We start from the raw sequence: 26,057 nt of genomic DNA on the forward strand, positions 1-26,057 counted from the left end.
GGTCGATCCGTTCCTTCTCGTCGTCGGGGTCGCGCTTCGCGCCCGTCTCGATCGACGTTGGCGGGATCATGCATCGGACGAGATGCATGGAGGCTGAGTGCGTCGTTCAGCCGCCGTTCATCTCGCCGTCCAGGTGTTCACGACTTCGTGAAGACACCCAGAAGACCCGCCACCTCGGCATCGCGGTCGCGCCTCAACACTGTCTCCTCGAGCGCGAGGGCCGTCAATCCGACCCTCGTCGCCGTGTCTTCGACATGTCGGCGGCCATGGCCGTAGCGCAGGCTGTCGCGCAGCACCACCTCCGCGCCCTCGCCCGCCTTCTCGACCGAGAAGGCGAAGAGCCCGCCGGGGGCGAGCACCCGGGCGACCGCCGCGAAGACCGCACCGAGATCGCCGAGGTAGCAGAAGACGTCGGCGGCGGTGACGAGATCGACCGATCCGGCCTCGCGCCGTCCGAGTTCGGCGTCGAGCCCGTCGACGACGAGGCTGCGGTAGAGCCCGCTCGCCCGCGCCACTTCGATCATCGCCGGCGACAGATCGACGCCGTCGAGTGCGCCGACGCGGGTCCCGAGCGCCCGTGCCATCAGCCCGGTGCCGCAGCCGAGATCGAGCCCCTCGGCGAAGACCCGGCCGGGCGCCTGCGCCTCGATCGCCGCCGCCAGCCGTTCCGGCGTCCTGTAGCCGAGCCTGCCGACGAGGCTCGCCTCGAAGCGCGGCGCATAGCCGTCGAAGAGATCGCGCACATGGGCGGCGGGCGGCGCGTCGGGAGCGGGGCGGGCGCCGAGCCGGGCGAGCCGCAGCACGGCGCCGCAGCGGTCGTCGGGATCGAGCGCCGTCGCCCGTTCCCAGGCGGCGATCGCCCCGTCGCGGTCGCCGGCCGCCTCGCGGAACTCGCCGAGCACGAACCAGCCGACCGCCCAGCCGGGCACCCGCTCCAGCGCCTGTTCCATCAGCTCGGCGGCGGCCTGCGGCTCGCCGGCGGCGGCATAGCCGCGGGCATGGTCGAGCCGCCGGTCGGCGACGTCGTCGCCCGAGAGCAGGGAGGCGGAACTCGGGGTGTGGGTCTGTTCGGTCATCGCGAGGGTCCGGCGTCGGGGCCTTGGTGATGGGGGCAACCCGCCTCGCGATCAAGCACTTTCCGCCGCTTCGCCTCGACCGCGCCGACATCGCGTGCTAGAGCCGAGGGACGTCCGCTTCCCGCCCGCGAGGATCTCGATGGCCACCGATCTGACCCGCTTCTCCGCCGGCTCGCCGCTGCGCACGGTCCTCTGGCTGGTGTTCCTGTCGATCGTCGTCGGCTTCGTGCTGGAGACCATCGGTCTCGATCCGGTGACCTTCGTCGGCCGCCTGATCGGCAACATCGACCGCTTCTTCGACTGGGTCCTCCACATGGGCACCGAGACGATCATGCGCATGCTGCGCTATCTCGTCTGGGGCGCCGTGCTGGTGGTGCCGGTCTGGCTGATCCTGCGCCTGACCGGGCGGGCGAAGTGACCGCGGCGAGCCGCCCGCTCTCCTTCTCCGACGTCCTCTCGATCGCCGTGCCGATGACGCTCGGCCATCTCTCCACGCCGCTCGTCGGCGTGGTGGCGATCGGCGTCGTCGGCCGCACCGGCGATGCCGCCGCCGTCGGCGGTGTGGCGCTCGGGGCGATCGTCTGCGATCTCGTCTTCTCGCTCTTCTACTTCCTGCGCGCCGGCACGACCGGCCTCGCCGCCCGTGCCACCGGCGCCGGCGACGTCGCCGAGCTGCGCGCCGTGCTGGTGCGGGCGCTGGCCGTGGCGCTGGTCTTCGGCACCGCCGTCGCGCTTCTCTCCGGCACGATCGTCGATCTCGGCATGGCGATCGTCGGCGGCGAACCGGCGGTGCGCGAGGCGACACGGGCCTATGCCGGCGTCCGCCTGTGGTCGGCACCGGCGATCCTCTTCGGTCAGGCGGTCTTCGGCTGGTACCTCGGCCGCGGCCGCGCCGGCATCGGCCTCCTGCTGCAGACCGTCCTCAACGCCACCAACATCGCCCTCGCGCTGATCCTCGTCGGTCGCTTCGGCCTCGGGCCGCAGGGGGCGGCGATCGCCGGCGTCGTCGCCGAGATCGTCGCGAGCCTGCTCGGCGCCGCGCTGGTCGCCGGCGAATGGCGCCGCGGGGTGCGGCCCGACCGCGCCCGGATCTTCGATCGCGCCGCCTTCTCGGGCCTCGTCGCGGTCAATCGCGACATCATGATCCGCACCTTCGTGCTGCTCGCCGCCTTCACCTTCTTCTCGCGCCAGAGCGCGGCGCAGGGCGCGGTGGTGCTGGCGGCCAACGCGGTGCTGGAGAAGTTCTTCCTGACCACCGCCTATTTCCTCGACGGCTTCGCCGCCGCCGCCGAGACCTTCGTCGGCCGGGCGGTCGGCGCCCGCGACCGGGTGGGCTTCGACCGCGCGCTCTGGCTGACCTCGGCCGGCGGCGTGGTGCTGGCGCTGGTCGCGGCCCTCGTCGTGCTTCTGGCGGGTTCGGCGGCGATCGACCTGATGAGTGCCGACGTCCAGGTCGCCGCGACCGCGCGCGAGCACCTCGTCTGGGCGGCGGTGACGCCGCTCGCCGGCGTGCTCGCCTTCGAGATGGACGGGGTCTTCATCGGCGCCGGCTGGACGCGCGACATGGCGGCGATGATGGTCGCCTCGCTCGTCGTCTTCTTCGCGCTGTGGGCGGTGCTCTTCCCCGCCTACGGCAATCACGGCCTGTGGGCGGCCTTCGTCGCCTTCCTGTCGGTGCGCGGGCTGACGCTCGCCGCCGTGATGCCGCACCGGGCCCGCGCCGCGCTGGGCGGCGGGGGGCGGCTCAGAGCTGACGGCCCGACAGCGCCTTGAGCAGCGCCGCGTCCGCCTCGCCGGTCTGCGGCAGGCCGGCCTTCTTCTGATAGGTGCGGATCGCCGTCTTGGTGGTCGCGCCGGCATTGCCGTCGATCGCACCGTTGTAGAAGCCGAGCGTCTTCAGGAGCTGCTGCGCCTGGCGGATCATGTCGGCCTGTGCCGCCGGACCGGACGGCGCCGCCGCCGAGACCGGATCGGCCCAGCCGCGCGTCTCCTCGTTGGCGGCGCGGTCGATCGACCGCTGCACCCAGGTCTGCACCGCCATGCGACCGGCGGCGAGATTGACCTTGTCGAGATGGGCGGCGACCTCGTTCTGCTTCTTCTCGGCCTCGGCGTCGCCCTGACGGGCGGCGAGCGCGAACCACTTGTAGGAGACGGCGAGGTCCTGCTTCACGCCCGAACCCAGGGCATGGATGATGCCGAGGTTGAACTGGCTGTCGCGCAGGCCGTAGTCGGCCGCCTTCTGGAACCACGGCACGGCCTTCGCCATGTCGCGGGTGTTGGCGTAGAGCACGCCGAGATTGTGCATCGAGCGGACGTTGCCCTGCTCGGCGGCGGCGGTGTACCAGGTCCGCGCCTTCTCCGCGTCGCGGGTGACGCCGAGGCCCTTCTCGTAGGCGACCGCGAGCCGATACTGCGCCGGCGCCAGACCCTTCTCGGCGGCGGCGGTGTACCAGGCGACCGCCTTGGCGAGGTCGGCGGGAACCGTCTTGCCTTCGGCGAAGCGCAGGGCGACCTCGAAGGCGGCGCGGGCATCGCCGCTCGCCGCGGCACGACGCAGCGTCTCCGGCCCGATCTGCTCGGGCAGGGTGGCATCGGCGACGGCCGGACGCGGCGGCTCTTCGGTCGGCACCGCCGACGTGGCGGCCGACGACGGGATCGATCCGGTGGTGAGGGGCTCCCCGGCCAGCGGCACGCCCTGGAGCGCGCTGGTGCGCTGCGGCACGGGGGCCTTGTCGGCCTCGGCCTGAGGCTTGGCCGATCCGTCGGTCGCCAACGGCATCGAGAAGCCCGGGGCCGCCTCGGCGGTCGGCGCCTTCGACAGCAGCGAGCCGTCGACCGGCGGCACGTCGCGCTGGGCGACGGTCGAATGGGCCTCGGGCGCGGTCTGCTCGATCCGCGCACCGGCGTCGGCGGTCTGCTCGGGCGCCGGCTTGCGACCGGGCATCACCTGCAGCGTCAGGATGGCGAGCACCAGCGCCGCGGTGGCGAGCACCAGCGGCCGGCGGCGGGTCTTGAGCACCCGGCCGATGCGCGACAGCGCGCCGCCCTCGGCGGTCGGCTCCGGGGTCGGGGTGCGGTCGTCCGGCGTCACGGTCGGCGCGGCGGCGGCCGTGGTGGCGGCGACCTGCGCGGCGCGGCGGGCGGCGGCGATGAACTCGGCCTTGCGCGCCGTCGCCGGATTGGGCTCGTCCGGATTGGCCTGGGCACGCGCCTCCGACGGCATCAGCGACCGCGGCGTCGGCTTGCCCGAGCCCGGCTCGAGCGGACGGTTGTCGTCCGCTCCGGCCCCGGCGGCGAGCATCTCGCGGGCCCGGGCGATCGGATTGGTCGCCGGACGCGCGGCGGCCGGGCGGACGTCCTCTTCGGCGATCGCCGGTTCGGCGACGCTCGGCGCGGCCGGCATGCGCACCGGCTGGGCCGGCGCGGGGGCGGCCTGATGGACGGCGCGCTGCGGCGCCTGGACGACCGGTTGCGGCGCCGGCTCCGGCGCGGGAGAACCGCCGCGCTGGGCGGCGGCGTTGCGGGCCGAGCCCTGCGCGATCTTCTCGATCGCGGCGAGGCGGCCGACGATGCCGGTCAGCGCGTCGTGCAACGAGACGAGCGTGCCGTTGGTACGGTCCTCGGTCTCGCGGGCGGCGTCCTTGAGGGCGCGCAGGTCGCCCTTGAGCGCGTCGAGCGCCGCCGACGGCAGACCGTCGCCGCGGCTCTCGGCGAGTTCGCGCACCATCTCGCGCGCCGCCTCGCGGGCGGCGACGACGGAATCGACATGGGTCGTCTCGATGCGGTCGGCGAGCGCGACGATGTGGTTCTCGATCGACGACAGATCCGGCACGCGGCTCTGGGTCGCCTCGATCTGGCGCGAGATCTGGCCGAGCTGCTCCTCGATCTGCGACAGCGTCTCGTCGTCGCCCTCGTGCGTGGTCGAGCGGTCGAGCCGTTCGGCGAGCAGGCGCATCTGCGCCTCGAGGTCGTCGCTCTGGCGCGGCGCGGCGAGTTCGCGGCGCATCGCGGCGATCTCGCGGGTCAGCTTCTCGACCTCGGCGGTGGCGTCCGGGGCGGCCGGCGGGCGCCGGTCGAGCCGGTCGATGATCTGGTCGAGCCGCGCGTCGAGCTTCTCGTTCTCGGCCGGGCGGGCGGCATCGGCGATCGCCGCGTCGAGCCGCGCCACGGCGGCCTCGAGCGCGCGCACCGTGCGGCGACCCTCGTCGGGATCGGGGATGCGCTCGAGCCGTCCGGCGAGCTCGGCGATGCGGTCGTGGATGCGGTCGGTGTCCTCGAAGGACGGCCGGCGCTTCTCGAATTCGGCGATGCGCTCGCCGATGTCGGCGATGCGGGCCTCGATGGCGCGCAGCTCGTCGGCGGCGCGGTTGCCGGCCGCCAGCGTGCGCAGCTCCTCGAGCATCTTGACGACGCGGTCGCCCGACGCCGGCACCTTGGTCGAGCGCTCCAGCGCGTCGAGCTTGTCGGTCACCGCCTTCAGGCGCTGGTCGAGCGAGACCACGACCTTGCCCGGATCGAAGCTCTCGATCTGGGTGCGCAGGTCGGAGAGGCGGCGCTCGATCTGCTGGGCGTAGGGGTTCTCGTCGCGGGCGGCGAGACGTTCGAACTTGTCGGTCAGCCGGTCGAGATTGCGCTCGAGCGCCGTCAGGTGACCGGCCTGCGGCACCGCCGAGAGCAGGCTGCGGATCTCGGAGATGTCGGCGCCGTCGCGCGGGGTGCCGAGGCCGCGCTCGAGCCCGTCGAGCCGGTCGACGATCTGCCCGTAGCCCGCCTCGAGGCTCTTCAGCGAGCCCTCGACGTTGGACTGCAGCACCACGTCGCGCAGGCGTCCGAGTTCGGTCGCCAGCGATTCGATCTCCTCGCCGTCCGGCCGCGTCTCGGCCAGCCGGTCGATCTTGGCGGCGAGGCGGCGGATCTCGCCGGAGACGTCGGCGCCTTCGCCGGCGCGACTCTCGAGGAAGGCACGCAGCGCGCGGATCTCGGAGACGACGAGGGCGGATTCGTCGCGGCGGACCCGCGGCGGATCGAGGTCGAGCGCGGCGCGACCACGGGGGGCGGCGCGCGGCACGTCGAGATCGTCGTCGAGGAGCGCCGCGGCGCGACCGCGCGGACGGTCGTCGGAAAGGTCGCGGACGCGGCGGTCGATGGCTTCCAGCGTGTCGAGGATGTGACCGGCGTCGCCGTCGCGGCGGACCCCGCGCGAACGCGCCGCGCCCGACAGGCGGTCGACGGTGGCGGCGATCTCGTCGAGCTGGGCTTCGGCGGCGGCGGTGCGGTCGAGACGGGAGGCGGTACGGTCGGCGGTCGGGCGGCGCATGCGGTCGCCGAGCGCGTCGAGGCGGCGGTCGAGCGCGCCGAGACCCGCTCCGGTGGGTTCGGCGGTGCGCCCGCGACGCGGGCCGTCCTGCAGCGCCTGCACGAGCTCACCGACCGAGAGACCCGATCGCCGAGCCGCATCCAAGACGCGCTGTCGGGCTTCGTCTTCGAACCCGCGTCCGCTGCGAGACATGTCCTACCTCCGCCGGCAGAAGCTCGTCCGGTCGGCAATTCCAGGACGATCGTGGGGTCGTGGAACCGTCCACACGGTTCGCCGACTCGGACGATCATCCGACCGGAGCTTCGACGACAGATTTTTCGAACAGGGTAAACAAGTCGTTAAGGCAGGGCTCGGGAAGTGAGAGAATCGTAATCTTCGTCGATGTTTCCTTGATGTTGCGGGTTCGCGGCACCTCGTTTGGAGGCGACGTGGTGTTTGTCGCGCCCGACCGAGAAGAGCCGATCGCTAAGATTGCCGTCGTCGCGGCAAGCCGACGTTCACGTGCGGTCCGTTGACTGGTCCGACCCGCGTTCGACGCGGGTGTGCCGGCCGCCGCCGGTGCCGCGATCCCGCACCCACCTCGCTTCGGATGGACCCTCAGCACGATGGACGTCGCCGACGATCTCGCCTCGCTGCTCGCCGACACCTCCGACGATACCGATCGCCGCTGGTCGATCGGCGATCTCGCCGCCCGGTGCGACGTGACCCTGCGCGCGCTGCGCTTCTACGAGGCCAAGGGTCTGCTCGAGCCGGTGCGCGAACGTCAGACGCGGCGCTATCGCGCCGAGGACGTGCGCCGGCTGCAGATCGTCGTCGCCGCCAAGCGCATCGGCTTCGGTCTTGCCGAGATCCACGCCATGCTCGACCTGCGGCGGCGCGCCCCGCTCGACGCCCGGCTCGCCGACCTCGGCGAGCGGCTCGCTCTCAGGCAACGCGAGACGTTGGCGGCACGCGCCGAGACCGAGCGGACGCTGGAGCGCATCGCGCTGGAGATCGCAGCGTTGGAGCGCGCCTCGCCCGCCGGCGCCGGGCCGCGCGGGGCGTGAAAAAAAACGGGCTTCCGAGGAAGCCCGTTCGTTTCGTCTCGATCGGCGCGGGCGATCACTTGCCCTGCGAGGCCTTGCGCTGCTGCTCGCGCAGCTGCTCCTCGATCGACTTCTGCTTGTCCTGGATCTCGGCGTTGATCGCCTCTTCGCGCTTCTTCAGCGCCGCCTCGTCCAGCGGCTTGCCCTCGTTCGCCGCCTTGAAGGTGGCGAGCGGGAAGGTGAAGACCACCGGGTTGGAGGCCTGGCCCTGCGCCGTGATGGTGATGGTCGAGCCGGACTTGAGCGAGGTCACGAAGGCCTCGTTCGACACCATCTGCGCGACGCAGCCGTCGGGCGCGCACATGCCGTACTTGGCGTCTTCCGCCTTGTTCTGGTCGACCTGGACCTTGAGGCCCGGCTGCAGCAGCAGGCCGGTCGGCAGGATCATCTCGACCACCTTGCGGGCCTCGCCGCCGACTTCGACCACCGCGACCGAGGCCAGGAACTGGCCGCCGCTGGTGCGCAGGTCGTAGGCGGTCTTGCAGAACTCGCGCTTGGCCTTGTCGTCGTTGCGGCAGACCTTGATCCAGCTGTCGGCGGCGGAGGCCTTGGCGGCCTGCGCCTGGGCCGACGAGACGCCGAGGACCGTCGCCAGGGCGACTGCGGCGAGCGTCGCGACGCCGGAAAGCGGGGCGCGAACGGCGTTCGCTGCGAAATTCGCGACAATGGCGGACATCGTCATTCCCGTTTCTTGAAGGTAATTCGGAAGCGTGGAGCGTGACGACGTCATAGCCTTCCCTCGGGCCCGGTTCAATGGGAGAGAGGGCGGATCGCGCGTCTTCGCGGGAAACGGTCGTGTCGCTTCATTGCGGCGATACGGTGACCCGATCGACACGACCTTCGACGCGCGTGGGGAGAAGAGACGATGGCGACCATTCGGCACGGCACCGAGGCGACGGGCGAGGCGCTGTTCCAGGCGACGGCGCGACTGTCGGTCGCCACGCGCGGGCGCAGCCTCGTCGACGTCGGCGACGACCTCGCCGGCTGGCTCGCCGAGATCGGCGCCGGCGACGGGTTGCTGACGATCTTCCTGCGCCACACCTCGGCGTCGCTGACCGTCCAGGAGAACGCCTCGCCCGAGGTCCTGCCCGATCTCGTCGACGCCCTCGACCGGCTCGCGCCGCGCGGCCGCCACTGGCGCCACGCCCTCGAGGGCGACGACGACATGCCGGCCCACGTCAAGGCGACGCTGACCGGCGTGTCGCTCGCCGTTCCCGTCCGCGCCGGGCGGATGGAGCTCGGCACCTGGCAGACGGTCTATGTGATGGAGCATCGCGACCGCGGCTCGACCCGCGAGGCGGCGCTCCACTTCCTCGGCACGCGGGCGCTCACGCCGGCCGGTGCTTGAAGGCCTCCGAGGCCGCGACCATCTCGGCGACCAGCCCCGGCTCGGTGACGGCGTGGCCGCCGTCGTCGATGATCCGGAGATCCGCCTCCGGCCAGGCCTTCTTGAGGTCCCAGGCGTTGAACATCGGCGTGCACATGTCGTAGCGGCCGTGGACGATCACCGCCGGGATGTGGCGGATGCGGTGGACGTCGCGCAGCAGCTGGTCCTCGACCTCGAAGAAGCCGCCGTTCATGAAGAAGTGGCACTCGATTCGCGCGAAGGCGAGGGCGAAGGCGTCGCCGCCGAAGGCCGCAGCGCGTTCGGGGTCGGGCAGCAGCGACAGGGTCGAGCCCTCCCAGGTCGCCCAGCGCCGCGCCGCCTCGAGCCGCAGCGCCTCGTCCGGCCCGGTCAGGCGGCGGTGATAGGCGGCGATCAGGTCGTGCTGCTCGTGGCGCGGGATCAGGTCGCGGAAGGGCTCGAAGAGATCGGGGAAGATCAGGCTCGCACCCTCCTGGTAGAACCACAGGAGTTCCTTGCGCCGCAGCATGAAGATGCCGCGCAGGATGATCTCGCTGACCCGCTCCGGGTGGGTCTCGGCATAGGCGAGCGCCAGCGTCGAGCCCCACGACCCGCCGTAGACCTGCCAGCGCTCGATGCCGAGGTGCTCGCGGATGCGCTCGATGTCGGCGACGAGATCCCAGGTGGTGTTCTCGGCGAGTTCGGCATGCGGCGTCGACTGTCCGCAGCCGCGCTGGTCGAAGGCGACGATGCGATAGGCGGCCGGATCGTGCAGCCGGCGCATGGTCGGCGTGATGCCGCCACCGGGGCCGCCGTGCAGGCAGATCACCGGCTTTCCGTCCGGATTTCCGCTTTCTTCCCAATGGATCTCGTGCAGGTCGGAGACCTTCAGGCGGCCGCTGCGATGCGGTGCGATGTCGGGAAAGAGGGCGTGGCGGCGGGGTGACGCGGTGTCGTTCACGGTGGGCTCCGATGTGGAACGGGGGGCGAAAGGTGCGAGAGTATCGCAGGTGCGCCCGCTGCCTAGCCCGTCGTCGCAAGGCGGCTCGGCGCTCGATGCGGGGCAAGAAAATTCCAATTTGCAAGAAATCGACGGAATTCGCCAATTTTGCCCTAGTAATGAAGCTTATTCGGCCTCATCCTTTCGGATGACGCTTGCGAAGTTGCGTTGCGGGATCGATAATTCACTCGTCGGCGTCCAGCCGACCGCGACCGGCACGATTGGGGGATCGTCGCCGACCCGTCGCCGCACGAAAATCCGCGAGTCCGCTCGGGGCGCGCCGGACGAACCTAAAGGAGAAGGGGATTGGCCACCAATCCGGGTTATCGGTTCGTGATCGCGGATGATCATCCGCTCTTTCGCGGTGCATTGCGTCAGACGCTCGAGAGCCTGTTCGAGGGCGTCGTGATCGCCGAGGCGGGGTCGCTCGAGGCGGTCTCCAAGATTCTCGAGGAGGGCGAGGAAGTCGATCTCGTACTGCTCGACCTGAACATGCCCGGCGTGCGCGGCTTCTCCGGCCTGATGTATCTGCGTGCCCAGTTCCCGGCGGTTCCGGTGGTGGTGGTCTCCGCCAACGAAGACCCGGGGACCATCCGGCGCTGCATGGAGTTCGGCGCCGCCGGCTTCGTGCCGAAGTCGCTCGGCACCGATTCGATCCGCGAGGCGCTGTCGACCGTGATGAACGGCGACGTCTGGACGCCCGCCGACATCGACCTCTCGGCCGTGCCGGTCGACGACACCGCCAAGCTGGTGCAGCGTCTGTCGACGCTGACGCCGCAGCAGGTGCGGGTGCTGATGATGCTGTCGGAAGGCCTGCTCAACAAGCAGATCGCCTACGAGCTCGGCGTCTCCGAGGCGACCGTCAAGGCGCACGTCTCGGCGATCCTGCAGAAGCTCGGTGTCGAGAGCCGCACCCAGGCGGTCATCGCCGCCTCCAAGATCGAAGCCGGTCAGTGGAGTTCCGTCGGGGTGTGAACCCCGCCGCGGTCGAGGCCGACGAGACACGAGGCGACGCCGGTGGCGTCGCCTTTTTCGTTTGCCTCACCCCCGCCCGACGAAGGGCATCTTGGTCGCCATCACCGTCATGAACAGGATGTTGGAGCTCGGCGGCAGGCTCGCCATGTGGACGACGGCGCGGCCGACGTCGGCGACCTCCATCCGCGGTTCGGCCCGGACCGAGCCGTCGGCCTGCGGCACGCCGAGCGTCATCCGGTCCGTCATCTCGGTCGCCGCGTTGCCGATGTCGATCTGGCCGCAGGCGATGTCGAAGGGCCGTCCGTCGAGGGCGATCGAGCGGGTGAGGCCGGTGACGGCGTGTTTGGTCGCGGTATAGGGCACCGAGTTCGGCCGCGGCGCATGGGCCGAGATCGAGCCGTTGTTGACGATCCGACCGCCCTGCGGCACCTGGCGCTTCATCAGCCGGAAGGCGGCGCGCGTCACGTTGAAGACGCCGGTCAGGTTGACCGCCACCGTCGCCGCCCAGTCGGCGTCGCTCAGTTCGTCGATCGGGATGGCGCCGGTGCCGCGCCCGGCGTTGTTGAAGACGAAGTCGATCCGCCCGTAGGTCGCCTCGATCGTCGCGAACAGCGCCTCGACGGCCGCGGAATCACCGACGTCCGCCGGCACCACCAGCGCCCGGCCGCCCGCCGTCTCGATCAGCCGTGCCGTCTCCTCGAGCGGTTCGACGCGGCGTCCGGTCAGCACCACGGTCCAGCCGTCGGCGGCCAGCGCGGTCGAGGCCGCCCGCCCGATGCCGCTGCCGGCCCCGGTGACGAGCGCGATGCGGGAGGCGGGAGCGTCTGTCATCGGGGATCTCCGGATCGTCGGATCGGCGCTCGGCTCACTCCGCCGCGGCGGACTTGGCGCTACGCCACTGGGTGAGGACGGCGCGCAGCGCCGCCGGCTTCACCGGCTTGTTGAGCACGGTGATCGACTTCTCGGTCGCTTCCTCGCGCACCTGCGGGCCGCGGTCGGCGGTGATCAGCGCCGCCGGCAGGTCGGAGCCGAAGCGCCAGCGCAACTGGACGACGGCGTCGATGCCGTTGCCGTCGTCGAGATGGTAGTCGACCAAGAGGATGTCCGGCCCCTGGCCGGTCTCCTTGACGAGATTGGCCAGTTGCTCGGAGGCGTCCTTCTGGTCGCGCGCCTTGACCACCTTGACGCCCCAGCCGACCAGCAGCGCCTCCATGCCGTCGAGGATGGTCTCCTCGTTGTCGAGGCAGAGCACGGTCATGCCGTCGAACTTGGCGGCGGTCGGCCGCGGCGTGCCGTCGGTCGGCGCGACGTTGGGCATGGCGGCGGCCGTCGGCACCTCGACGTGGAAGCGCGAGCCCTTGCCGGGTTCGGAGGTCAGCCCGATCGGATGGGACAGCACCCGCGAGATGCGCTCGACGATCGACAGGCCGAGGCCGAGGCCGCGGGCGATCTTGGCGCCCTGGTCGAGCCGCTGGAACTCCTGGAAGATCACCTTCTGCTGATCGGGCGAGATGCCGAGACCGGTGTCGAGCACCTCGACCGCCAGCCGTCCGCGCCGCCGCCTGACGCCGACCAGCACGCTGCCGCGCGGCGTGTACTTGATGGCGTTGGAGATCAGGTTCTGGATCAGCCGCCGCAGCAGGCGCCGGTCCGAGCGCACCCACAGCGAGCACGGCAGGACGTGGAACTTCAGGCCGCGGTCGCGGGCGATCGGCTCGAACTCGATGGTCAGCGGCTTCAGGATCTCGTCGATGCGGAAGACGGTGAACTCGGGCTTGAGCGCGCCGGCGTCGAGCCGCGAGATGTCGAGCAGCGCGCCGAGGATCTCCTCGACCGCGTCGAGCGACTGGTCGATGTTGACCGCGTGGGTGGCGAGCGGCGAATGCTCGGTCTTCTCCACCAGCGAGGTGGCGTAGAGCCGCGCCGCGTTGAGCGGCTGGAGAATGTCGTGGCCGGCGGCGGCGAGGAAGCGCGTCTTGCCGATGTTGGCCTCGTCGGCCTCCGCCTTGGCGCGCGACAGCTCGCCGTTGAGCCGCGTCAGCTCCTCGGTGCGCTCGCGCACGCGCCGTTCCAGCGTCTCGTTGGCCCGTGCCAGCGCCTCGGCCGAGGAGACGCGCTCGGTGATGTCGGTCCAGGTCGTCACGATGCCGCCGTCCGGCATCGGCGAGGTGCGGACTTCGATCACCGCATCGGTCGAGGCGAGACGCTCGTGATAGGTCTCCATCCGCCGGACGAGGCGATCCATGCGGTCCTTGATGATCCGCTCGGGATTGCCGGGGCCGAACTCGCCGTGCTCGGAGCGGTCGCGGATGATCGCCTGCAGCGACACGCCGACCTGGGCGAAGCCCGGCGGCAGGTCGAGGATCTGGCGGAACTGGCGGTTCCAGCAGATGAGGCCGAGCTCGCGATCGAAGACCGAGATGCCCTGGCCGACCTGATCGAGCGCGATCTGCAGGAGGTCGCGGTTGTACTGGATGGCGGCGGAGGCGTCGTCGAGCAGCTTCATCGCCGCCTTGGTCGACGGATCGCGCCGCTTGACCAGCAGGGACAGGACGAGCCGCGACGAGGCGGCGCCGATCGCCGAGGCGAGCAGCTGTTCGGCGAAGCGCAGCAGATGCAGGTCGGCCGGCCGGTCGCCGGTCAGCAGCATCGAATGCGAGCGGCCGAACTCGCCGAAGGCGCGCTGGGTGCGCTCCTCGCCGAGATAGCGGGCGACGGTGGAGACGAGATCGTCGACCGTCACCGCGGTGCGCCAGCGCCGGAGCGCCGGGGCGGGGGCGAAGTCGGACGGCACGAAGACGTTGGCCTGGAGGCGCTCGATCGGCTCCGGCGGCCGCATCATCGAGATCGACACGAAGGCGGCGGTGTTGAAGGCGAGGCTCCAGAACACGCCGTGCGACAGCGGGTCGAAGGCCAGCGTGAACAGCGCCTGCGGCCTCAGGAACCAGAAACCGAAGGGCCCGTTGAGCAGGAACGACGTCGTGCCGTAACCGGCCTCGACGAAGGTCGGCAGCGCCAGCGTGTAGATCCAGACGACGAAGCCGGCGACGATGCCGGCGATGGCGCCGCGCGCCGTACCGCGCCGCCAGAACAGCGCGCCGAAGAAGGCGGGTGCGAACTGGGCGATGGCGGCGAAGGCGAGCAGGCCGATCTCGGCCAGCGCCGAGGCGTCGGCGACCAGCCGCAGATAGAGATAGGCGAGCAGCAGCACCACGACGATGGCGATGCGCCGCACGATCAGCAGCGTCCGCATCATGTCGGGCTGATCGCCGCCGTCGCGTCCGGCCCATTTGACCAGAACCGGCGCCACGAGCTCGTTGCAGATCATGATCGACAGCGCCACCGAGGCGACGATCACCATCGCGGTGGCCGCCGACAGACCGCCGACGAAGGCGAAGAGCGTCACCCAGTCGGCGCCGGCGTCGAGCGGCAGGCGCAGCACGAAGGTGTCGGCGTCGATGGCGGTGCCGTAGCGGGCGAGGCCGCCGAGCGCGATCGGCACGACGAAGACGTTGATGGCGACGAGATAGAGCGGGAACAGCCAGCGGGCGCGCTTGAGTTCGGCCGGGGTGTGGTTCTCGACCACGGCGACGTGGAACATCCGCGGCAGCATCAGGATCGCGAAGAACGACAGCGTCGTCATCACGATCCAGTTGCCGCCCGAGAGGTTGCCCGACAGCACGTGCGCCCCGACCGGATTGTCGACGATCGAGGCCATCAGGTCGCTCGGCCCGTCGAACAGCACGAAGGTGACGTAGATGCCGACCAGCGACAGGGCGAAGAGCTTGACCACCGATTCCGCCGCGATCGCCAGCATCAGTCCCTGCTGATGTTCGGTGGCGTCGATGTGGCGGGTGCCGAACAGGCAGGCGAAGGCGGCCATCGCGGCGGCGACGCCGAGCGGCACGTCGGGTCGGAACTGCGACGGGGCGAGGCCGAAGTCGATGTGGTGGACGAGCGTCGTGACCGAGGTCGACACCGCTTTCAGCTGAAGCGCGATGTAGGGGACGATGCCGATCAGCGCGATCACCGTGACGACGGCGGCGAGCCGCTGGTTCTTGCCGTAGCGCGCAGCGATGAAGTCGGCGATCGAGGTGATGCGCTCGGCCTTGGCCAGACGGATCATCCGCTCGAGGATGCCGTAGCCGAACAGGTAGAGCAGGATCGGCCCGATGTAGATGGTCAGGAAGTCGAGGCCCTTGACCGCGGCCTGACCGACCGACCCGAAGAAGGTCCACGACGTGCAGTAGACGCCGAGCGACAGCGCGTAGATCGTCGGCCGGCCGACCGTCGGCGAGACGCGTCCGAGGCGGCGGTCGCCCCAGTGGGCGATGCCGAACAGCGCTCCGATGTAGGCGATGGCGACGACGAGGACGAGCCATCCGTGGATCATGGTTCGGCGGCCTTCTTCTCGATGTCGCGCGGGCCTTCGCGAACGGACATGACTTCATAGCCCCGACGAAAGGCGTATGTCCACCATGGCGAGCATGCGCGCACCCTCCATCCACCCCCATCCGGGTCCATCCGGATGAGCCCGACGCGATTTGCTCCGGTGACGTGGCGGAAGTGACGGTGTCGCGATAGAGAAGCCCATGCCCGCCGTCGCGTGACGGCGGCCGACGAGGAGACGGCCCATGCTCGAGGAATTCAAGAAGTTCGCCCTGCGCGGCAACGTCGTCGATCTGGCGATCGGCGTGGTGATCGGTGCCGCCTTCTCCAAGATCGTCGACAGTCTCGTCGCCGACGTCATCATGCCGGTGGTCGGCGCGGTGACCGGCGGGCTCGACTTCTCCAACAAGTTCGTGCTGTTCAAGGCGCTGACCGGATCGGCCGAGGCCCCCGCCACCTATGCCGCCGCCAAGGCGGTCGGCGCGACGCTCGGCTGGGGCCAGTTCCTCACCGTGACGCTCAACTTCCTGATCGTCGCCTTCGTCCTGTTCCTCGTCGTCAAGGCGATGAACACGCTGAAGAAGAAGGAAGAGGAAGCCCCGGTGCCGGCCCCCGAGCCGACCCGCTCGGAGCTGCTCCTGGAAGAGATCCGCGATCTCCTGAAGAAGTGACGTCGGATGCGTCGGCGGCTCCGTCGGCGCGCGATTCATCAGGATCGTCGATCGATCGTGTCACGGCTTTTCATGCCCCGACGGACGCGAAGCGGCTAGACTGACCGCTTCGCATCCTCGGAGCCGCCGTTTCATGACCACGCCGCCTGTCGATCCCCTCGTCTCCCTCCGGCCCGAAGCGCTCGCCGCGCCGCCCTCCGGCATCGTCGAGGTGATGAACTACGGCCGCACGCGCGAGGGGATGATCCCGCTGTGGGCGGGGGAGGGCGATCTGCCGACGCCGGCCTTCGTCTGCGAGGCCGCCGCCCGCTCGCTCGCCGCCGGCGAGACCTTCTACACCTGGCAGCGCGGCATCCCCGAGCTGCGCGCCGCGCTCGCCGCCTATCACGGCCGGCTCTACGGCGGCAGCTTCTCGCCCGAGCGCTTCTTCGTCACGGCCTCGGGCATGCAGGCGATCCAGATCGCGCTGACCGCGCTCGCCGGTCAGGGCGACGAGGTGATCGTGCCGACCCCGGCCTGGCCCAACTTCGCCGCCGCCGCCGGTCTGCGCGGCGCGAAGGTCGTCGAGGTCGCCATGACCTTCGGCAATGCCGGATGGGTGCTCGACGTCGAGCAACTCGCCGCCGCGGTGACGCCGGCGACGAAGGTGATCTTCCTCAATTCGCCCTGCAACCCGACCGGCTGGACCGCGACGCGCGACGAACTCGCTGGCGTGCTCGATCTCGCCCGCCGCCACGGCCTGTGGATCGTCGCCGACGAGGTCTACGGCCGCTTCGTCTGGGACGGCTCGGCGCGCGCGCCTTCGTTCCACGACGTCGCCGGCCCCGACGACCGGGTGGTCTTCGTCAACACCTTTTCCAAGAACTGGGCGATGACCGGCTGGCGCATCGGCTGGATCGAGGCACCGTCGGTGCTCGGCGACGTGCTGGAGAACCTGATCCAGTATTCGACCTCCGGCGTCGCCGTCTTCGTCCAGCGCGCCGCCGTCGCCGCGCTCGAACAGGGCGAGGACTTCCTCGCCTTCCAGATCGAGCGCATCCGCGAGAGCCGCGGCATCCTGATCGACACGCTCGCCGCCACCGGCCGGGTGCGGCTCTCGCCGCCGGTCGGCGCCTTCTATCTGTTCTTCGGCGTCGAGGGTTGGAACGAGACCGGACGGCTCGGTCTCACCCTCGTCGACGAGGCCAACGTCGGCCTCGCGCCCGGCACCGCCTTCGGTCCGGCGGGTGAGGGTTTCCTGCGCCTGTGCTTCGCCCGAGGCCCGGCGAGCATCGCCGAGGCGGCCGGTCGTCTCGCCGAATGGCTCCATCGTCCCGTCGGGGCTTGAGAATCATACGGATTTTGTCTGATATGGAAGCTGCTCCGGGCAGACCGGAGCAGCAAAGGTATGCGAGTACCTCAAATCAGACTTTGTTCGTCGGGAGCCGCCACACGTGTCCACCCAGTCGCCGACCGTTTCCGAGGCGCGTCTCCTCAGTGTGCTCGATACGGCCGTCGACGGCATCGTCGTGATCGACGAGAAGAGCCGCATCCTGATCTTCAACAAGGCGTGCGAAGAACTCTTCGGTCTGACCGCGGCGGAAGTGGCCGGCCAGGGCATCTCGGTGCTGATGCCGCCCGAGTTCGCCCACGGCCATGACTTCTGGGTCAACCAGTACATGGCGACCGGCGTCAAGAAGATCATCGGCATCGGCCGCGAGGTGCGCGGTCGCCATGCCGACGGCACCATCATCCCGATCGAACTGTCGGTCGGCGAGTGCCGCACCCCCGAGGGGCGCCAGTTCATCGGCATCATCCGCGACCTGCGCTCCCGCAAGGCGGTCGAGCAGCGGCTCAACCAGCTCCAGGCGCAGCTCGTCCAGATGGCCCGCGTCAACGCCATGGACGAGATGGGCGCGGCGATCGCCCACGAACTCAACCAGCCGCTGACCGCGGTGATGCTCTATCTCCAGGCGCTCGGCCGCAAGCTCGAGGCCGGCGTCGAGGACGGCTCGGTCGAGGCCGCGACCGTCGAGATCGTCGCCAAGACCCGCCGCGAGGCCGAACGCGCCGGCGCCATCATCCAGCGCATGCGCCATTTCGTCGAGAAGCGCGAACCCGACCGACAGCCGGTCGAAGTCGCCAAGCTGGTCGACGAGGCGCTGGAGCTGACCATGCTCGGCCACGACGGCGCCGGCATCGAGGTGGTGCGCGACATCGCCGCCGATCTTCCGGCCCTCGACGTCGATCCGGTGCAGATCCAGCAGGTGCTGATCAACCTCATCCGCAACGGCATCGAGGCGGTGCGCGAGCGCGAGGACCGCTGGATCCGCATCGCCGCCCATGCCGACGACGGCCGCCTGCTGATCGAGATCGAGGACAGCGGTCCCGGCATTCCGAAGAACACCGTCCGCGATCTCTTCAAGGCTTTCGCGACCTCGAAGAAGTCGGGTCTGGGTCTGGGCCTTGCGATTTCCCGCTCGATCGCTCAGAACCACGGTGGAGACCTGTTGGTGGAACCCGGTGGGGCCGGTCGCGGCGCCACCTTCGTTCTCACCCTGCCGCTCGAGGCGACGCCGCTGGCGCGAGCCGAATGAGTTTCGACCCGCGTTCGTGTCGGCCCACGGGCAGGCGCGGATGAGACATATCGAGGTGACGACATGATTGGCCGCACACAGAAGACCGAACAGACGATCTGGGTCGTCGACGACGAGCCCGCCGTTCGCGATGCCCTGTCCGTGGTCTTCGAGATGGAGGGCTTCTCGGTCACCGGTTACGAATCGGGCGATGCCTTCCTCGAGGCGGCACGGACGCAGACGCCGTCCTGCGTCTTCCTCGACGTCCACATGCCCGGCCGCTCCGGCCTCGACATCCTGAAGACCCTCAACGCCGACCACTGGCCGGCGCCGATCTTCATCATCTCCGGCCAGGGCGACATTCCGATGGCGGTCACCGCCATCAAGTACGGCGCCTTCGACTTCATCGAGAAGCCGTTCGACGCCGGCCAGATCGTCGACCGCGTCCGGGAGACGCTGGCCGCCCAGGCCCGCCGTGCCGACGGTCACGGCGCCATCGCCGACTTCCCCGGCCGCGAGCTCCTGACCCCGCGCGAGATCGAGGTGCTGGGCCAGATCACCGCCGGCGCCTCCAACAAGGAGGCGGGTCGTCATCTCGGCATCTCGCCCCGCACCATCGAGGTGCATCGCGCCCGCATCATGGAGAAGCTCGGCGCCCGCAACGCCGCCGATCTGGTGCGCATCGTCCTGACCGGCGAGCACGGCTGAGACCTTGCCATCGCCCGTCGATCCGATCGATCCCACGGGTCGCCGCGGTCCGCCGCGGCGACGGGACGAATGCGAACAAATGCGCGCCATCGCCGGCGATGACGTTTTCTCGAGCGGTTCGCTCGGGACAATACGGATGTGACCGAAGTCGGTTTCCGCCACAGTGGGCAGATCCACACGGCCGAGTGACCAGCATGAACGCATCCAGATCCCCGGGCGCGCCCGACGCGTACGGCGGAACCATCCATATCGTCGAAGACGATCCGGGCGTGTCCGACAGCCTGCGCTTCCTGCTGCAGGCGCTCGGCCACGACGTGGTGTCGCATCCCGACGCCGAGAGCTTCTTCGAGTGCAGCCCGCCCGGCGAGCGCGACGTGATCATCGTCGACCTCGGCCTGCCGGGCATTCGCGGCTCGCACGTCATCCGCTGGCTGCATCGCCTGACGCCGATGCCGCGGATCATCGCCATCTCCGGACAGGCCCAGAAGACCATCGAAGACGAGTTGCGCGATCTCGACGACGTGCCGGTCCTGCGCAAGCCGCTGTCGGGCGACACGCTGGTCTCCGTCCTCTGAAGCGGCGCGGGCGTCGGCCGGCGCCCTTGACCCTTCGATGTACGTAGCGGACCGGGATTGTGGTGTCCGGTGCTTCTTTTTAGCTTTTCGTCGTCGAGGATCGCGATCTTTCCGCGTCCTTTCGGTTGCCGGAGACGGGCCGGCACCGAAAACTGGTGGAGCGGAGAGATGGCATTCGTCGACAGCATGGATCGTCGGAGCGACATCTGCCCGGCGAACCCGGTCGGCCTTTCCACGGACGACCGTCACGGATTCCGTGACGGGTGGGGGGCGATCGGCGAGGAGGGACGAGACATGGCCTATTCGGATCGCGGCATCGGAATCGCCGGCGCGCCACCGAGAGTGGTGGGAGCCGACGCCGACTGGTCGGAATTCGCGCGCTCGCAGCGCGTGAAGACCCAACGTGTGGCGGAACACGACGCCATCTTCTACGAGGGCGATCCCGCCGACCGCGTCTACGAGCTGATCGAAGGCGCGGTGATGCTGTTCAAGCTCCTGCCCGACGGTCGCCGTCAGGTGGTCGAGGTGATCGCGCCCGAGGCACTCTTCGGTGTCGTCGGCGGCAAGCTCTACGACTGCAACGCCGAGACGCTGACGCCCTCGGTGGTGCGCATCCTCGACCGCCGCGACCTCGAGGCTTCCGACAAGTTCCAGAGCCACGTCGCCGAATGCCTGCGCCGCCAGATCGAGCGTCTGCACGACCACGCCGTCCTGCTCGGCCGCAAGTCGGCCTTCGAGCGGGTGGCGACCTTTCTGATGCGCTTCGTCCCCTCGCGCGGCCAGGCCGGCTGCCTCGGCCCCCAGGGCGACAAGGACGAACAGCTGATCGAGCTGACGATGACCCGCCAGGAGATCGCCGACTATCTCGGCCTGACCATCGAGACGGTCAGCCGGGTGATCTCGGATCTCAAGCGCCGCGGCCTCGTCGCCATCGAGAAGCAGGACCGCATCCGCATCACCGACGTCTGCGGCATCTGCCACCTCACCGGCACGCACTGACGCGGCTCCCTTCATGGGGTCTCTCCCGAGGCCCGACTCGGCCCGCCGGTGACGGCGGGCCTTTTTCATGTCCTCCCGTGGCGATAGGGTGCCGCGATCGACCGAAGATCCGGAGCCGACTCGTGGCCGCCACCCCCGCCACCACTTTCCTGAAGACGAAGACGATCGCCTTCGACCTCCTCGAATACGCCCACGACCCGCGCGCGGAAGGCTATGGCCTGGAGGCGGCGGAGAAGCTCGGGCTCGATCCCGATTCGGTGTTCAAGACGCTGGTGACGACCGACGGGGCGAAGGCCCATGCGCTCGCCCTGGTGCCGGTCGCCCGCAAGCTCGGCCTGCCGCTGGCGGCGAAGGCGCTCGGCTGGAAGCGCGCCGAGATGGGCGACAAGGCGGATGCCCAGCGCCTCACCGGCTACGTGCTCGGCGGCATCTCGCCCTTCGGCACCAAGCGGCCGCTGCCGGTGGTGGTCGACGAGGCGCTGCTCCTGCCCGATCTGGTCCACGTCTCCGGCGGCCGCCGCGGTCTCGAGATCCGCATCGCCCCGGCCGATCTGGTCGCCGTCCTCGGCGCCACCGTGGCGGCGATCGCGGTGGACTGAGGCCGAAGACGAAAACGGCCGGCCACGTCGAGGACGGGCCGGCCGGATCGCGTGTCGCGGGTCGGTCGCTCACACCGCCACGGAATGGCGGGCGGCGGCACGGGCGAGATAGACGTCGAAGGCGGCGGCGACGATGCGCACCAGCGGCCGGCCGAGCTCGGTCACCGTCAGGTGGTGGCCCTCCAGCGTGGCGAGCCCGTCGGCGATCGGTTCGGCGAGCCGTTCGAAGGCATCGGCGACCGCGTCGACCGTGACGCCGTGGGCGGCGCAGACCGCGTCGAGATCGACGGCATAGTCGCACATCACCCGCTCGATGATCGCCGCCCGGAGCCGGTCGTCGTCGTCGAGCGCCTTGCCCTTGGAGACCGGCAGGCGTCCCGCCTCGACCGCCTTGCGCCAGCGGCCGATGTCGGGATCGTTCTGGGCGAAGCCGCCATGGCTCTGACCGATCGACGAGGTGCCGATGCCGATCAGCGTGTCGCAGGCGTCGGTGGTGTAGCCCTGGAAGTTGCGATGGAGATCGCCGCTCTTCGCCGCTACCGCCATCTCGTCGTCGGGCAGCGCGAAGTGGTCGAGACCGATCGCCTCGTAGCCGTACTCGGCGAGGATCGACCGCGCGGTGCGCTCCAGCGCGATGCGCTCGCCCGCACCCGGCAGCGCCGCCTCGTCGATGAGGCGCTGATGCTTCTTGAACCACGGCACGTGGGCATAGCCGAAGAGCGCGATGCGCGACGGGCCGAAGCCGTGGGCGAGCGCCACGGTGTTGCGGATGGTCTCGGCGTTCTGGTGCGGCAGGCCGTACATCAGGTCGAAGTTGATCGCCGCGATGCCGGCGCCGCGCAGCGCCTCGACCGCCGCGGTGACGGTCTCGATCGGCTGGATGCGGCCGATCGCCTTCTGCACCGTGGCGTCGAAGTCCTGCACACCGAGGCTGGCGCGGGTGATGCCGGCCTCCGCCAACGCCGCGGCGAGCGTCTTCGTCACGGTGCGCGGGTCGAGCTCCATCGCGTGCTCGGCGGTCGGCAGGATGTCGAAGCAGGCGTTCAGCTTCGCCACCACGGCGCGGAACGAATCGACCGGCAGCAGGCTCGGCGTGCCGCCGCCCCAGTGGATGTGGCCGACCGGCAGGCGCCGGCCGATCGCCGCGGCGACGAGGCCGATCTCCTGGACCAGGCCCTGCGCATAGTCGATCACCGGATCGTCGCGCAGCGCCGCCTTGGTGTGACAGCCGCAGTAGTGGCAGATCGCCCGGCAGTAGGGCACGTGCAGATAGATCGACAACGGCCGATCGTCCGGCAGGGCGGCGAGCCAGGTGGCCAGCGTCGCCCCGTCCACGCCGTCGCCGAAGTGCGGCGCCGTCGGATAGCTCGTGTAGCGGGGCACGCTGCGCGTGGCGTATTTGAGTTCGATGGTCTGGGACATGCGGCTCACCATGGCGTCATCCCTCCCCGCCGGCCTTGACCCCGATCAAATGGGTGACCGTGCGAGCCGATCGCCCCCGACGCCGCGGGCGGTCGTGTTGTCAGAAGGAGGGATCCGATGCCGGGACCGGGCGCCGGGTTCGGCACGCGGCACGTTTCCCGGTCGGCGCGACCAATGCGCACGCCGCCGACACGGCCGCTGCGCCTCACCCCTCCGATTCTCTCCGTCGCGGCGAAAAACCCACCTCGTTCGAGCAAGAGGCCGAGCATCTTGCGCGTCACGGGCCGTCACGGGTTTCGACCGTCGATCGAAGGCGGCACTCTACGCCGCCCGGAACACTTTGAAAACCGTAGGATTCCAGATCCCGGCGGCAGGGTGTCGCGCTTGATCCAACGCATTGTCGATTGCTCGGGTAACCCTGTGGGTCTAAGGAGTTGGACATTCGGCTGTAGGTATTTCGACCGGCTGCTGATGGGGCGCCTGCGCGGGTATTCTCCGCCCCGCGTCCGCTCCAGCTGGGTCGAACGTCTACCGAACCGGTTCGGGTCCGTTGACCTGAATCAAAGTGGCGGGAGACGGTCGGCCTTAGGGTCGGACCGATACCCGATCGGCGCTCCGACGCCGCTCGCCGGGGGGGAAACTCGGCGGACGTCGTCGGATCGACGAGGAAAGAGGCGGACGGGCGTCTCGCGGTTCCTGCAGGCGAAGGGCTTCGCGAGCGGGGGAGGCGAGACGAGCCGTCCGGGGGCGTATCGACTTAAAGAAACGGGGCGAACGATGGCTCGACCAGTCGAGACAAAGGCATTCACGCTCGAGGAGATCGCTTATTCGATCGTCCTCGCGCTTCTCGCCGTCGTCTGCGTGATTCTCGCAGGCAAGGCTTGGGAACCGGAATTCGCGTTTCACGCGATCGTCGGCGCGATCTTCGCGGCGCTCGGAGTGTTCCTGATCATCAAGGGCTACCAGTCCCGCGTCGGCAATCCGGCGCAGGAAATCGACGGCAGGCCCAACTACAACTACGGCCCGGTCAAGTTCGCGTCGATTGCCGCGATGTTCTGGGGCGTGGCCGGCTTCCTGGTCGGCGTGATCGCGGCTTCGCAGCTCGCGTTCCCGATGCTGAACTTCGATTTCCAGTGGATCGCGTTCGGCCGACTGCGTCCGCTGCACACCTCGGCGGTCATCTTCGCCTTCGGCGGCAACGTGCTGCTGGCGACGTCGCTCTACGTGGTGCAGCGCACCTGTCAGGCGCGTCTCCCGGGCATCGTCACGCCGTGGTTCGTGGTGCTGGGCTACAACGCCTTCATCGTGATTGCCGGCACGGGCTACCTGCTGGGCATCACCCAGGGCCAGGAATATGCCGAGCCCGAGTGGTACGCCGACCTGTGGCTGACCGTCGTGTGGGTCGTCTATCTCTTCACCTTCCTCATCACCCTGTGGAAGCGTAAGGAGCCCCACATCTACGTGGCGAACTGGTTCACGCTGTCGTTCATCGTCACCGTGGCCATGCTGCACCTCGGCAACAACGTCCGCGTTCCGGTCTCGCCCTTCTCGCACCACTCGGTGCAGGCCTTCTCGGGTGTCCAGAACGCCATGGTCCAGTGGTGGTACGGCCACAACGCGGTCGGCTTCTTCCTGACCGCAGCGTTCCTCGCCATCATGTACTACTTCGTCCCGAAGCGCGCCGAGCGTCCGGTCTATTCGTACCGGCTCTCGATCGTCCACTTCTGGGCGCTGATCTTCACCTACATCTGGGCCGGCCCGCATCACCTGCACTACACGGCGCTGCCCGAATGGGCCTCGACCCTCGGCATGACCTTCTCGGTCATCCTGTGGATGCCGTCGTGGGGTGGCATGATCAACGGTCTGATGACGCTCTCCGGCGCCTGGGACAAGCTGCGCACCGACCCGGTGCTCCGCATGCTCGTCGTGTCGGTCGCCTTCTACGGCATGTCGACCTTCGAAGGTCCGCTCATGTCGGTGAAGGCCGTCAACGGCCTCTCGCACTACACCGACTGGACCGTCGGTCACGTCCACTCCGGCGCTCTCGGCTGGGTCGGCTTCGTGTCCTTCGGCGCGCTCTACTGCCTCTTCCCGTGGCTGTGGAACAAGAAGGGTGTGTATTCTCTCAAGCTCGTCTCGTGGCACTTCTGGACCGCGACGATCGGCATCGTGCTCTACATCTGCGCCATGTGGGTGTCCGGCATCATGCAGGGTCTGATGTGGCGTGCCTACGACAAGCTCGGCTTCCTCGAGTACTCGTTCATCGAGACCGTGGCGGCGATGCACCCCTACTACGTGATCCGTGCCACCGGCGGCCTCCTGTTCGTCGTCGGCGCTCTGATCATGGTCTACAACCTCTGGATGACCGTCGTTGCCGGTGAAGACGCCGAAGGCGCCAGCGCTGCCACCCCGGTCCCGGCTCCGGCCGAGTGAGGAGAACGATCCATGTCGCTGATCGAAAAGCACGCCATTTTCGAGAAGAACTCGATCGTTCTGCTCGTGGGCATCCTGATCGCAGTCGCGATCGGTGGTCTGGTCGAAATCGTGCCCCTCTTCTATCTGAAGAGCACGATCGAGAAGGTGGAGGGCATGCGTGCCTACACCCCGCTCGAACTGGCCGGACGCAACATCTACATCCGTGAAGGCTGCTACAACTGCCACAGCCAGATGATCCGTCCGATGCGCGACGAGATCGAACGCTATGGCCACTTCAGCCTCGCGGCCGAGTCCATGTACGACCATCCCTTCCAGTGGTCGTCCAAGCGTACGGGTCCCGATCTGGCTCGCGTCGGCAACAAGTATTCCGACAAGTGGCAGGTCGAACACCTGATCAACCCGCGTGCGGTGGTTCCGGACAGCATCATGCCGGGCTACCCGCATCTGGCGAAGAACGAGCTCGATACCAAGCACCTGGATTCCATGGTGAAGACCCACGCCCTCGTCGGCGTGCCCTACACCGAGGACCAGATCGCCAACGTCGCCAAGGACGTGGTCGCTCAGGCGACCGCCGACGACACGACGGTCGCGAAGCGGTACGGCGCCTCGGCCAAGTCGCGTGACTTCGACGGCAACCCCGCCAAGGTCACCGAGATGGACGCGGTCGTCGCCTACCTCCAGATGCTCGGCACCCTGGTGGACTTCTCCAAGTACGACGACAAGGCGAACGTGCGCTGAGGGAGGCGTCTGTCACATGACATACGAATCTCTGGCCAAGTTCGCTCAGACTTGGGGTCTGGTCTACTTCTTCGTCATCTTCGCGGGGGCGCTCGTCTACGCTCTGTGGCCGTCCAACAAGCGGTCCTTCGACGACGCCTCGCACATCCCCCTGCGGGAGGATTGAT

22 protein-coding genes are annotated in these 26,057 nt (G+C 69.3%); 15 read left to right on the forward strand and 7 right to left on the reverse strand.

Features of this window, described 5'->3' with window-relative positions:
* Positions 1 to 137 precede the first annotated feature (137 nt).
* The gene (locus tag ACT541_RS05600) at positions 138 to 1,076 is read right to left on the reverse strand and encodes a class I SAM-dependent DNA methyltransferase (protein ID WP_476134937.1); all 939 of its coding nucleotides are present in this window, start codon (positions 1,074 to 1,076) and stop codon (positions 138 to 140) included.
* A 139-nt stretch (positions 1,077 to 1,215) separates the two neighbouring features.
* Between ACT541_RS05600 and ACT541_RS05605 the strand changes: the two genes are divergently transcribed.
* Both ACT541_RS05605 and ACT541_RS05610 read left to right on the forward strand, forming a co-directional pair.
* On the forward strand, positions 1,216 to 1,494 hold the full coding sequence (locus ACT541_RS05605; RefSeq protein WP_476134939.1) for a DUF6460 domain-containing protein: 279 nt from the start codon (positions 1,216 to 1,218) through the stop codon (positions 1,492 to 1,494).
* The gene (locus ACT541_RS05610; protein ID WP_476134940.1) at positions 1,491 to 2,849 is read left to right on the forward strand and encodes an MATE family efflux transporter; all 1,359 of its coding nucleotides are present in this window, start codon (positions 1,491 to 1,493) and stop codon (positions 2,847 to 2,849) included. Before ACT541_RS05605 ends, ACT541_RS05610 begins: the two co-directional genes overlap by 4 nt.
* On the opposite strand, the gene ACT541_RS05615 is transcribed toward ACT541_RS05610, so the two are convergent.
* Positions 2,821 to 6,585 (reverse strand): peptidoglycan-binding protein, encoded by a 3,765-nt coding sequence (locus ACT541_RS05615; RefSeq protein WP_476134942.1) that lies wholly within the window; start codon positions 6,583 to 6,585, stop codon positions 2,821 to 2,823. The genes ACT541_RS05610 and ACT541_RS05615 overlap by 29 nt on opposite strands.
* A gap of 413 nt (positions 6,586 to 6,998) precedes the next feature.
* Between ACT541_RS05615 and ACT541_RS05620 the strand changes: the two genes are divergently transcribed.
* Positions 6,999 to 7,439, forward strand: coding sequence for a MerR family transcriptional regulator (locus ACT541_RS05620; protein ID WP_476134944.1), 441 nt, complete (start codon positions 6,999 to 7,001; stop codon positions 7,437 to 7,439).
* Between the two features lie 55 nt (positions 7,440 to 7,494).
* On the opposite strand, the gene ACT541_RS05625 is transcribed toward ACT541_RS05620, so the two are convergent.
* Entirely contained in the window at positions 7,495 to 8,154 is a 660-nt protein-coding gene (locus ACT541_RS05625) for an invasion associated locus B family protein (protein ID WP_476134946.1), read from the reverse strand.
* A gap of 189 nt (positions 8,155 to 8,343) precedes the next feature.
* On the opposite strand from ACT541_RS05625, the gene ACT541_RS05630 reads away from it, so the two are divergent.
* Positions 8,344 to 8,826 (forward strand): secondary thiamine-phosphate synthase enzyme YjbQ, encoded by a 483-nt coding sequence (locus tag ACT541_RS05630; RefSeq protein WP_476134948.1) that lies wholly within the window; start codon positions 8,344 to 8,346, stop codon positions 8,824 to 8,826.
* On the opposite strand, the gene pip is transcribed toward ACT541_RS05630, so the two are convergent.
* Positions 8,807 to 9,784: a prolyl aminopeptidase gene (gene pip / locus ACT541_RS05635; RefSeq protein WP_476134949.1), complete on the reverse strand. Its 978-nt coding sequence runs from the start codon at positions 9,782 to 9,784 to the stop codon at positions 8,807 to 8,809. The genes ACT541_RS05630 and pip overlap by 20 nt on opposite strands.
* Positions 9,785 to 10,129: 345 nt before the next feature.
* Between pip and ACT541_RS05640 the strand changes: the two genes are divergently transcribed.
* Positions 10,130 to 10,798, forward strand: coding sequence for a response regulator transcription factor (locus ACT541_RS05640; protein ID WP_476134951.1), 669 nt, complete (start codon positions 10,130 to 10,132; stop codon positions 10,796 to 10,798).
* A gap of 66 nt (positions 10,799 to 10,864) precedes the next feature.
* Here the strand turns inward: ACT541_RS05640 and ACT541_RS05645 are convergent, their stop codons facing one another.
* Positions 10,865 to 11,629 (reverse strand): SDR family oxidoreductase, encoded by a 765-nt coding sequence (locus ACT541_RS05645; protein ID WP_476134953.1) that lies wholly within the window; start codon positions 11,627 to 11,629, stop codon positions 10,865 to 10,867.
* Between the two features lie 34 nt (positions 11,630 to 11,663).
* Positions 11,664 to 15,191, reverse strand: a complete 3,528-nt coding sequence (locus ACT541_RS05650; RefSeq protein ID WP_476134955.1) for a hybrid sensor histidine kinase/response regulator — start codon at positions 15,189 to 15,191, stop codon at positions 11,664 to 11,666.
* 241 nt (positions 15,192 to 15,432) lie between these two features.
* Here ACT541_RS05650 and mscL point away from each other — a divergent pair, with 241 nt between their 5' ends.
* The 7 genes from mscL (at position 15,433) to ybaK (ending at position 21,294) form a co-directional block, all read left to right on the forward strand.
* Entirely contained in the window at positions 15,433 to 15,858 is a 426-nt protein-coding gene (gene mscL, locus ACT541_RS05655) for a large conductance mechanosensitive channel protein MscL (RefSeq protein ID WP_476134957.1), read from the forward strand.
* Positions 15,859 to 15,991: 133 nt separating this feature from the next.
* Positions 15,992 to 17,185 (forward strand): pyridoxal phosphate-dependent aminotransferase, encoded by a 1,194-nt coding sequence (locus tag ACT541_RS05660; protein ID WP_476134959.1) that lies wholly within the window; start codon positions 15,992 to 15,994, stop codon positions 17,183 to 17,185.
* A gap of 106 nt (positions 17,186 to 17,291) precedes the next feature.
* Positions 17,292 to 18,434: a two-component system sensor histidine kinase NtrB gene (locus ACT541_RS05665; protein WP_476134960.1), complete on the forward strand. Its 1,143-nt coding sequence runs from the start codon at positions 17,292 to 17,294 to the stop codon at positions 18,432 to 18,434.
* A gap of 63 nt (positions 18,435 to 18,497) precedes the next feature.
* Positions 18,498 to 19,121, forward strand: coding sequence for a response regulator transcription factor (locus ACT541_RS05670; RefSeq protein WP_476134962.1), 624 nt, complete (start codon positions 18,498 to 18,500; stop codon positions 19,119 to 19,121).
* Positions 19,122 to 19,315: 194 nt separating this feature from the next.
* A complete protein-coding gene (locus ACT541_RS05675; RefSeq protein ID WP_476134963.1) occupies positions 19,316 to 19,696 on the forward strand; it encodes a response regulator in 381 nt (126 codons plus the stop codon).
* Positions 19,697 to 19,990: 294 nt separating this feature from the next.
* Positions 19,991 to 20,695, forward strand: a complete 705-nt coding sequence (locus ACT541_RS05680) for a Crp/Fnr family transcriptional regulator (protein ID WP_476134965.1) — start codon at positions 19,991 to 19,993, stop codon at positions 20,693 to 20,695.
* 122 nt (positions 20,696 to 20,817) lie between these two features.
* Positions 20,818 to 21,294 carry a Cys-tRNA(Pro) deacylase gene (gene ybaK / locus ACT541_RS05685; RefSeq protein WP_476134966.1) on the forward strand — a complete coding sequence of 159 codons (477 nt, stop codon included), beginning with the start codon at positions 20,818 to 20,820 and terminating at the stop codon, positions 21,292 to 21,294.
* Positions 21,295 to 21,363: 69 nt separating this feature from the next.
* Here ybaK and hemN read toward each other — a convergent pair whose 3' ends face one another.
* The gene (gene hemN / locus ACT541_RS05690) at positions 21,364 to 22,716 is read right to left on the reverse strand and encodes an oxygen-independent coproporphyrinogen III oxidase (protein WP_476134968.1); all 1,353 of its coding nucleotides are present in this window, start codon (positions 22,714 to 22,716) and stop codon (positions 21,364 to 21,366) included.
* Positions 22,717 to 23,493: 777 nt separating this feature from the next.
* Here hemN and ccoN point away from each other — a divergent pair.
* Genes ccoN through ACT541_RS05705 form a run of 3 tightly spaced genes read left to right on the forward strand, consistent with a single transcriptional unit; the run spans position 23,494 to position 26,056 of the window.
* Positions 23,494 to 25,149, forward strand: coding sequence for a cytochrome-c oxidase, cbb3-type subunit I (ccoN, locus tag ACT541_RS05695; protein ID WP_476134970.1), 1,656 nt, complete (start codon positions 23,494 to 23,496; stop codon positions 25,147 to 25,149).
* Between the two features lie 12 nt (positions 25,150 to 25,161).
* Positions 25,162 to 25,890 (forward strand): cytochrome-c oxidase, cbb3-type subunit II, encoded by a 729-nt coding sequence (ccoO, locus tag ACT541_RS05700; protein ID WP_476134972.1) that lies wholly within the window; start codon positions 25,162 to 25,164, stop codon positions 25,888 to 25,890.
* Positions 25,891 to 25,906: 16 nt separating this feature from the next.
* On the forward strand, positions 25,907 to 26,056 hold the full coding sequence (locus tag ACT541_RS05705; RefSeq protein WP_476134973.1) for a cbb3-type cytochrome c oxidase subunit 3: 150 nt from the start codon (positions 25,907 to 25,909) through the stop codon (positions 26,054 to 26,056).
* The last annotated feature ends 1 nt before the right edge of the window (position 26,057 follow it).

This window comes from Pinisolibacter sp. DMC100 (genome assembly GCF_056313705.1).

Bases quoted from the DNA above. Each gene is read 5' to 3' on its own strand.
- ACT541_RS05605 (WP_476134939.1), top strand. From the start codon at position 1,216: ATGGCCACCGATCTGACCCGCTTCTCCGCCGGCTCGCCGCTGCGCACG.
- ACT541_RS05680 (WP_476134965.1), top strand. From the start codon at position 19,991: ATGGCCTATTCGGATCGCGGCATCGGAATCGCCGGCGCGCCACCGAGA.
- mscL (WP_476134957.1), top strand. From the start codon at position 15,433: ATGCTCGAGGAATTCAAGAAGTTCGCCCTGCGCGGCAACGTCGTCGAT.
- ACT541_RS05620 (WP_476134944.1), top strand. From the start codon at position 6,999: ATGGACGTCGCCGACGATCTCGCCTCGCTGCTCGCCGACACCTCCGAC.
- hemN (WP_476134968.1), bottom strand. From the start codon at position 22,716: ATGTCCCAGACCATCGAACTCAAATACGCCACGCGCAGCGTGCCCCGC.
- ccoN (WP_476134970.1), top strand. From the start codon at position 23,494: ATGGCTCGACCAGTCGAGACAAAGGCATTCACGCTCGAGGAGATCGCT.
- ccoO (WP_476134972.1), top strand. From the start codon at position 25,162: ATGTCGCTGATCGAAAAGCACGCCATTTTCGAGAAGAACTCGATCGTT.
- ACT541_RS05650 (WP_476134955.1), bottom strand. From the start codon at position 15,191: ATGATCCACGGATGGCTCGTCCTCGTCGTCGCCATCGCCTACATCGGA.
- ACT541_RS05645 (WP_476134953.1), bottom strand. From the start codon at position 11,629: ATGACAGACGCTCCCGCCTCCCGCATCGCGCTCGTCACCGGGGCCGGC.
- ACT541_RS05630 (WP_476134948.1), top strand. From the start codon at position 8,344: ATGGCGACCATTCGGCACGGCACCGAGGCGACGGGCGAGGCGCTGTTC.
- ACT541_RS05705 (WP_476134973.1), top strand. From the start codon at position 25,907: ATGACATACGAATCTCTGGCCAAGTTCGCTCAGACTTGGGGTCTGGTC.
- ACT541_RS05600 (WP_476134937.1), bottom strand. From the start codon at position 1,076: ATGACCGAACAGACCCACACCCCGAGTTCCGCCTCCCTGCTCTCGGGC.
- ACT541_RS05660 (WP_476134959.1), top strand. From the start codon at position 15,992: ATGACCACGCCGCCTGTCGATCCCCTCGTCTCCCTCCGGCCCGAAGCG.
- ACT541_RS05625 (WP_476134946.1), bottom strand. From the start codon at position 8,154: ATGTCCGCCATTGTCGCGAATTTCGCAGCGAACGCCGTTCGCGCCCCG.
- ACT541_RS05675 (WP_476134963.1), top strand. From the start codon at position 19,316: ATGAACGCATCCAGATCCCCGGGCGCGCCCGACGCGTACGGCGGAACC.
- ACT541_RS05670 (WP_476134962.1), top strand. From the start codon at position 18,498: ATGATTGGCCGCACACAGAAGACCGAACAGACGATCTGGGTCGTCGAC.
- ACT541_RS05615 (WP_476134942.1), bottom strand. From the start codon at position 6,585: ATGTCTCGCAGCGGACGCGGGTTCGAAGACGAAGCCCGACAGCGCGTC.